The sequence below is a fragment of the Clostridium thailandense genome (genome assembly GCF_019207025.1).
In the GTDB taxonomy this organism is placed as follows: domain Bacteria; phylum Bacillota; class Clostridia; order Clostridiales; family Clostridiaceae; genus Clostridium_AM; species Clostridium_AM thailandense.
Genome location: NZ_JAEEGC010000175.1, coordinates 1 through 8,627, shown reverse-complemented (window position 1 = coordinate 8,627; position 8,627 = coordinate 1). Strand labels below are relative to the sequence as shown.

The following is an 8,627-nucleotide window of genomic DNA, read 5'->3' as shown; positions in this document are numbered from 1 at the left end:
CACAAACCTATGCACGTTCTCCTTTCAATTTCTTTTTTAACAGCATTAGATACTTGCACTGTATTTGAATTAGATTGTTTAACAATATCAATACCAATTGCTTCCTTACCATTATAAAAAGATAAACTGGTTTTTTCTTTACTTCCATCCTCAACTGTTGCAATATCTCCAAGTCTAATCTCACTACCATCACGTTTTGTAACTAAAACATTAAGGAAATCATCTACATTCTTTATGGAAGAATCTGTTTTTAAGCTTATTTGCGTATCTTCATTGGAAACTTTACCACTGGATAGATTAATGTTATCAGCACTTAAACTATTAGTAAGTTCTGAAACTGTAATATTTAAGGAATTCATTTTTTCCTTATTTAGTTTTATATGAACTTCTTTTTCCTCTTCACCAGATGTATTGACAGCTCCAACACCATTTATGGTCTGTAGTCTTTTTACAATGTTATCATCAACTATCTGTGACAGCTCTTTATTAGACATTGAGCCAGTGACAGCAAGAGAAAAGATAGCTGACGCACTAGCATCGAATTTTAAAACTACGGGATCATCAATATCTTTTGGTAAACTATTACGGATACTCGACAGTTTATCTTTTATCTCCTGCATAGCCTCAGCTGAAGGCTTTTCTAGTTCAAAGGAAATACTAGTACTTGAAACTCCTTCTGTTATAGTTGAGCTAACATGCTGCATTCCGGATATTTGACTTACTGCATCTTCTACTTTTTTTGTTATCTTTGACTCAATCTGATCTGGATCTGCTCCATTTTGAGTTATTCTAACAGATATCGTTGGCATATCAACGTCTGTAAGCTGATCCATAGGTAAACTATTATAACTAACTATACCTAAGGCCAGTAAAGCAATAATTATTACTGTGATAAATACAGGTCTTTTTAAACTGACATCTGATAAAAACATAATTAATTTTCAACTCCTATTCTGCTGCTACTTTTACAGCATCACCATCTTGAAGTGTATCTACATTAGTATAAATGACACTGTCTCCATCTTTTATTCCAGATTTTATTTCTACTGTATCTTCACTGATTTCTCCTACAGTTATATTTTGCTTTTTTGCTACTCCATTATTGTTTATAAAAACATAATAGTTTCCTTCACTGCCGCCTACTGCCTTTAACGGCAATGTAATTGCTTTTTTATTTTCATCTGTAATAATTTTTATCTTTCCAAAAACGCCAGGCTTAAGCTTTCCATCTTTATTATCAATCTGAATTTTACATTTAAATATTCTAGAAGTAGGATCTGCTGCTCCATCAACACTCTTAATAACTCCATCATATTCTTCTGAATCATCACTACTTAGTTTAAATTTAGCCTTTGCCCCTAATTTTATATAACTTAAATCACTATCTTTTGCTTCAATAACAGCATTTATAGAAGATATATTTTCTACTTTCCCAATAACTGTTCCAGGGCTTATATACTGACCTACAGTAACATTTTTTCCACTTATAACTCCATTGATTGGAGCTGTTATAATTGTATTTTGTAGTGACTCTCTTTGAGTATCCAAATCTGTTTGAGATTTTTGTATGTTGGCTCTTTGTGCCTCAGCAGAAAGAGTTGAAGATTGTGCATTGGCCTGCGCTGTCTGCAAGTCAGTTTGCGCATTTTTTAGCTGTGTTTCTGCATTTTCAAGATCAACTTTAGATTCTGCACCTTGATCATAAAGAGCCTTCATTCTATCATAATTCCTCTGAGCACTTTCTAAATTTGTTTGCTGCTTACTAATCCCTATTTGTGAAGAGTTTGCTGAACTCTCTGATGAATTCAATTGAGCTTGTGCTTCACTGGACTTTATATTATTCCTTATATCAGTATCATCTAGCTTTACCAAAGCTTGACCAGAAGATACACTTTGTCCATCTTCAAAGAAAACCTCAACTATCTTTCCACCTACTTTATTACTTATAGTCCCTTCTTCGGATGCTTCAAGTGAAGCATTAAAAGACGCACTATTTGCAACTGTGTCTGTCTTAGCCTTAATTACTTTTACAGTAGCTTTATTCATATTGGTTGTCACAACTGAAGCTTCTTTCTTCATTCCATCTAAGACAATACTTTTAAAAGCAAATATAGCACAGGCAGCAACTAATATAATCATTATACAAAGTGATCTCTTTCTTCTTAACATTTTTTAACCTCCCTTATTTAATAGCAAATTAATATTCATTGAGTATTCGTTGAACAAAATTGACTTAATAAAAACTAGATTAATTTTTAATCCAATTTTTTATAGACTTAATGAAAGTTTTATGTTTAGTTCCTTAAACTACTCATAATCGACATTATATGGCAGCATGAAAAACTAAAAATTAACTCAGAGGTTAGAAATATAAACAATTTGTGAACAAGCAACATTGAGAACAATTTCACTCTAAGTTAATTTTAAGTTTTTCTTTTCATGTTATAATTATTTCAAAGGACAGGGAGGTATCATAATGTTTAAAATTTTGGTTGTAGAAGATGATAAAAGCCAGTCTCGGTTGATGAAGGCTATTCTCAGCCATGCTGGATATGAAGTACATTTAGCTCATAATGGAACTATTGCACTGGAGGTCTTGGATCAAGTCCATATTGACCTAACCGTGCTGGATGTGATGATGCTGGAAATTAATGGATACGAATTCACTGAAACTATGCGAAAAAGTGGAAATATGCTTCCTATTCTAATGCTGACGGCTAAACAGCTTACTGCAGATAAAATCAGAGGATTTCAAGCTGGAACGGATGATTACATGACAAAGCCAGCAGATGAAGAAGAGCTGCTTTGGCATATTAAAGCCTTGCTTAGGCGTTCAAAGGAGGCAAGTGAGCATATACTTAAGATTGGCGAAGTTACACTAGATAGTGATGCCTTCACTGTCACACGGGGAGATGATAAGCAGACCCTTCCGAAAAAGGAGTTCCAGCTGCTTTATAGGCTTCTCTCTACTCCTGACTATATCTTCACCCGTATTCAATTGATGGATGAGCTATGGGGAATGGATTCGGAGTCTGTGGATACCACTGTTAACGTACATATTACTAGACTACGAAAAAGATTTGGCGGCTATCCTGAGTTCGATATTGTTGCCATACGAGGTGTTGGCTATAAGGCGGTGAAGAATGTTGAATAAAAAAACTTCTTACTGGCGGTTAACAATGATTTTTACAGGACTTGTATTTCTTATTATAGTATCTACATCATTTATTATATTTCTCCTTCTATTATTAAGGAGTAAAGGAATAATTCAATTCAAGCTTTCAGCCAATCCTCTTCATATGTCTGCTACATTTGCTGTAATTAGTGTACTGCTTGGGACAATATTATCAGTTATTTTTGGTAGGATTCCTTTAAAGGTAATTCGTAGGATTATGATTGCAATAGATGCTCTGGCAGCAGGGGATTTCAGTACACGGATTAATTTAAGAGGCATCCCAGAGCTGCATCAGCTTAGCAAAAGCTTTAATCATATGGCGAAAGAGCTTAACAGCATCGAAATTCTGCGTTCTGATTTCGTAAACAACTTTTCCCACGAATTCAAATCACCTATTGTATCAATGCGTGGTTTCGCCAAAATGTTGAAATATAATGATTTAACAGAGGAAGAACGTAATGAATATCTCGACATCATTATTACCGAATCTGACCGCTTGGTAGAGTTGTCTACAAATGTCCTAAATCTCTGCAAAATTGAAAATCAAGCCATCGTGTCAAACTTAAAAAAGTACAATTTGACAGAGCAGATCCGAAGATGTATTGCAATCATGGCACAAAAATGGAGTCAAAAAGATCCTTTCTTTGATTTTGAGTGTGAGGAAATTAACTTTACCAGTGATGAGGATTTGATTAGTCAAGTGTGGATTAATCTAATTGATAACGCTATTAAATTTACCAATGCACATGTTATAATGCATATGAGTTTGCATCAGCACAAGGACTATATTCGCTTTAACATAAGTGATAACGGCCCTGGAATGGATGAAGAAACCCAGAATCGCATTTTTGATAAGTTTTATCAGGGAGACGCTTCTCATGCTACACATGGAAATGGCCTTGGACTTGCAATTACAAAAAAATTATAGAACTGCATGGTGGAAAGATTTATGTGCAATGCGCAGATGGTAATGGTACAACTTTTATTATAGAATTGCCGATACGAAAAGGATTATTGGCAAAATAAAACTAGTAGAGCTGTTTCACTTTAATAAACATGCCCTAATAAGTGCAACAACTCTATTTTACTAATTCTTTTTCTAAGTTGAATTGTTTTCCAAATGTCTTCTATCCTATAGAGAGCAACTTGGTTACTGCATATATTTCTCTATCAATTCATAGCATCTAGCCTTTGTTGTATCTGCTAATGATCGTATATACAATACTGGCTCCATTGTTCCACCTTTCATTTCTGAAGCTTCCTTTTTAGCTTTTGCATCCCTATCTGATATCCACTTAATCTCTTCACTCTGCAATTTTTTCATATCAGTAGCTGATAGCTGACCTTTTAATACACCATAAATTTCGTTTAAAGCAGCATCCCATTTTTTATATCTTTCATTAGCAGCCGATCTCATATCATAGGTTGTTCCTGAAGCTTCTTTTTGCTCTAAAGCCTTTAAGGATATTTCAATATTATCCAATTTAGTTTTATATTCTTGTTTCTTACTTTGCTGTACTTTAGTTTCCTGTTTTGCATTGTTTGTATCCACTTTTGCTTTAGCTGATTCTGAATCAATTTTTGTCTTTAATTTATTTACTTCAGCCTTTTGAGATTCATTCATCTTCTTGTTACTTAATTCTTGTGCTAAAGAATTTGCTTCATCATATTTCTTCGAGTCAATTAAACTATTTAATTGATCAATTTTACTTTCTACATCTACATCAGCATTCACATCTTCTTTTTCCTTATCTTTTGTTTTGTCCTCAACTTTGACATTTGATTTATCAGTATTTTCACTTGTTGTAGCACTGCTCTTACATCCAGTTAACCCTAGTACTAATACTAAAACTAAAATTCCTGCAATTTTTTTCATGTTTCTCCTCCAAATAATATAATACTAAATTTCCCATTTTTCGTTTTCTTAATTTAACTAATTGTAATTATATCATAATTTATATATTTACTTACAATTCATAAATTTTCCACAAAACCAAAGTATCAAACGTACGTTCTTTTGTCAAGCTATTCAAATTCCTATCCATTTGATAAATTAAAAATGGTACATTATATTACCAAAGTCAACATATTCTTCACCCATTAAGCTAAATATGTCTGAGTGACTTTTACAAATCACAAAAACCATACTAGATTTCTCTAATATGGTTTTTTGTTAATAACCATAAATCTCTTTAATTAAACTTCCTATATCTTCTTTACTAGGTATTCTTGGATTAGTTCTTGTACAATTATCTTTTAATGCCGCATCTACCACGCTTTCCAAGTTATTAAATAACTCATTTCCATCTACATTTGCTTCTTTTAAATTTCTTGGAATATTGGTTTCTCTTATAAGTACTTTTATTGCACAAATAAGACTGCTAACTCCTTCTTCTATTGAAGAGCATGGTAAGCCTAACATTCTGGATAAATCAACATATTTTCTTGCTGCTTCTGTTTCTTTTTGTCCTTGAAGATTTGCGTTATATTTAATTACATAAGGTAGAATAATTGCATTTGATCTACCATGTGGAATATGGAAATTTCCGCCTACAGTATGAGCTATGCTATGATTAATTCCTAAATTTGCATTTGTAAATGCCATACCAGCCATACATGATGCATTATGCAGCTTTTCTCTTGCAACCATATCATTTCCATCTTTATAAGCCCTCAATAAATACTGAAATACTAATTTTACAGTTTTCTCAGCAAGAGCATCTGTATAATCAGAGCTATTCTTAGAAACATAAGCCTCAATGGCATGAGTTAAAACATCCATCGCAGTATCAGCTGTTATTTGTGGAGGTACTGTTTTAACAAAATCTGCATCTATTATAGCTATATCTGGAACCATCTCCTCATTAACTAAAGGAAATTTTGTAGTTCCCATGGTAATTACTGAAAAGGAAGTAACTTCAGATCCAGTACCGCTGGTAGTTGGAATAGCTATAAATAATGGCTTATTGTATTTATCTCCATTAGCATTTAATATCTTAACAGTAAATAATATAATACTTTTTGTAGCATCAATTGAGGAACCGCCACCTAATGCAATTATTACATCTGGTTTAAAAGTTCTCATTTTATTTACTCCTGCAGCAACAGTCTCAATTGGTGGATCAGGTTTTATATCTGAAAAAATTTCATATTCCACCTCATTAGCTCTAAATATATTAATTATCCTATCTGCAGCACCTGATTTAAGCATAAATGGATCTGTAATTATGCATACTCTTTTATCCCTTATAGTATTCAAATACTCTATTGAGCCCTTGTCAAAACAAACTTTAGATTTAATGCTAAATATATTCATATAATTTCTCCTTACTATAATTTAAATACACCTACTGTACTTCTCAACCTTTCAGCCATCTCAGATAATACTTGTGCACAATTGGCCAATTCTTTCATCAATGCGCTTTGTTCTTCTGCAGCTGCCGTTATATTTTGTGTGCTACCTGATGATTCTTGAGTTATTTCTACTATTGTTTCTATGCTTTTAACCATCATTTGTATTCCATCATAAATTTCCTCAGCTGCTTTTGAGATTCCCTGCATTTGTTTTGACACATTATCCAAATCATCTAAAATATTGTGGAAACAATGCCCAGAGTTTTTTACCATTACAACTCCTTCTTTTACTGCATCCTTTCCATTGCTCATAGATCTTATTGCACTCTCCATTTCATTTTGTATTTCATAAATTAGTCCACCTATTTGACCTGCAGCACTTCCAGATTGCTCCGCTAGTTTTCGAACTTCTTCTGATACTACTGCAAAGCCTTTACCCTGTTCTCCTGCTCTTGCCGCTTCAATGGCCGCATTTAAGGCCAGCAGATTGGTTTGTTCTGCAATATTAGTAATAATGGATATAATATTTCCTATTTCATTAGATTTTTGACCTAATACATTTATGATGTTAGAAGAAATATTTACCCTTTCATCTATTTTATTAATTTGATCAATTGCTCCTTTTACCACATGGCCTCCATCTTCTGCTCGTTTATATGCCTTCACAGAAGCTTCGCTAACCTTTTGTACACTATTTTTAATTTGCTCCATACTGCTGGATATTTGCAATACTACTCTAGAAGCCTTTGCAGCACTATCTACCTGAGATTCGTTACCATCAACCATCTTCTGCATTTCTAATGCAATCTGTTCTGAAGCTGACTGGGTTTGCTCTGAACTAGATGTTAGTTCTTTCGAGGTTTCCACTACATTTTTTAAGATATACTTTACTTCCCCTACTAGACTCTTCAAATTTTGCACCATATGATTCATACTCTTTCCCATTTGACCAAGTTCATCTTCCCTATTAATTTCTAAAACCTTTGTTAAATCACCTTCTGCAATATCGTGCGCTAACTTATTCACTGGTTTAATTTTATTTGTTATATATCTTGCATACCCAATAACAATCAGTACAACAATAATTATGGTAATTGATATAACAACAATTAATTTGCTTAAAAGTACTGCTATAGGAGACATCATCTCTTTTTCTGATATTGTTAAAGCCATAACCCATCCTGTTTCTGGCACAGTAGAGTAATATATTCTGTTTTTACCATCTTCTCCATCATAAGTTGATTGTCCACTTTTTCCAAACAACATTTCTTTTCCAATTAAAGATAAGCTTCTATTTTTATCTTCAGTAACTTTCACCTTCATAACTTTGCTTACATCTGCATCAGCTAAATATATTCCTTCTTTGGTTAAAAGAAAAGCTCTACCTGTCTTCCCTACTTTAATATCATTGACCATTTTTTGCAGACTACTTAAATTTATATCTGCTGTAGTTACACCAGCAAACTTTTTTTCTCCATCATAAAAGGGAGCTGTAGCAGTCACCATTGTAATTTTTGTTAAATCATCTACATAAGGTGCTGACCATACAATAACTTTATCTGTATTAATACCACTTTTGTACCACTCTTGATTTATGTAATTAAATTCCTCTTTACTATAATCATCTGTATAGACAACCTTATCCTTTTCTTTATACGCATAAGGCGCATATAGTTTTACATCTTTTTTATATTTATAAGGCTCAAACCATATTCCTGCCCCAAAAGTTTCTTCATTAGTAGTAATTGATTTTTGTACCAATGCCTTATAGTCTTCTTTTGTCATTGATTTGCCAGCAGCTTCTACAGTTCTAGCTAGCGTGGCAGGTATTGCTGCATGTTTTAGTAGCTCTTTTTCAATTCCTTGATTAGTCTGCTGCAATAAATATGCCATTTTGTCTTGTATTTCTTTATTGATTAAAGTTTTTGCACTTTGGTAGCTTAAAAAGGACAATATTATCATCCCAATGATAATAACAGGTAGTATAAATACTAAAGTAATACTTCTAATACTTTTAAGTTTAAGCAATATCATTCCTCCCACATTTGAATAACAATAGTTTTACTACTAAATATTTATAAATGATTTGCCCTTGAGA

At 33.0% G+C, this 8,627-nt stretch carries 7 protein-coding genes; 2 read left to right on the top strand and 5 right to left on the bottom strand.

The features are described 5' to 3' along the window. Positions 1-932, bottom strand: a 932-nt coding sequence (locus I6U48_RS26285; RefSeq protein WP_218323481.1) for an efflux RND transporter permease subunit, incomplete at its 3' end; no start/stop codon positions are given. Positions 933-948: 16 nt separating this feature from the next. Next, positions 949-2,169 (bottom strand): efflux RND transporter periplasmic adaptor subunit, encoded by a 1,221-nt coding sequence (locus tag I6U48_RS26280; protein WP_218323480.1) that lies wholly within the window; start codon positions 2,167-2,169, stop codon positions 949-951. Between the two features lie 307 nt (positions 2,170-2,476). Here I6U48_RS26280 and I6U48_RS26275 point away from each other — a divergent pair, with 307 nt between their 5' ends. Together I6U48_RS26275 and I6U48_RS26270 are read left to right on the top strand one after the other, a co-directional pair. After that, entirely contained in the window at positions 2,477-3,154 is a 678-nt protein-coding gene (locus I6U48_RS26275) for a response regulator transcription factor (RefSeq protein WP_218323479.1), read from the top strand. Next, positions 3,144-4,103, top strand: coding sequence for a HAMP domain-containing sensor histidine kinase (locus tag I6U48_RS26270; RefSeq protein WP_246615566.1), 960 nt, complete (start codon positions 3,144-3,146; stop codon positions 4,101-4,103). The genes I6U48_RS26275 and I6U48_RS26270 overlap by 11 nt, the downstream gene beginning before the upstream one ends. 222 nt (positions 4,104-4,325) lie before the next feature. Here the strand turns inward: I6U48_RS26270 and I6U48_RS26265 are convergent, their stop codons facing one another. From I6U48_RS26265 to I6U48_RS26255, 3 genes are all read right to left on the bottom strand, one after another. Further along, positions 4,326-5,051 (bottom strand): lysozyme inhibitor LprI family protein, encoded by a 726-nt coding sequence (locus tag I6U48_RS26265; RefSeq protein ID WP_218323478.1) that lies wholly within the window; start codon positions 5,049-5,051, stop codon positions 4,326-4,328. 297 nt (positions 5,052-5,348) lie between these two features. Then, a complete protein-coding gene (locus I6U48_RS26260; RefSeq protein WP_218323477.1) occupies positions 5,349-6,491 on the bottom strand; it encodes a 1-propanol dehydrogenase PduQ in 1,143 nt (380 codons plus the stop codon). Positions 6,492-6,505: 14 nt separating this feature from the next. Then, positions 6,506-8,557, bottom strand: coding sequence for a methyl-accepting chemotaxis protein (locus I6U48_RS26255; protein ID WP_218323476.1), 2,052 nt, complete (start codon positions 8,555-8,557; stop codon positions 6,506-6,508). Between the last annotated feature and the right edge of the window lie 70 nt (positions 8,558-8,627).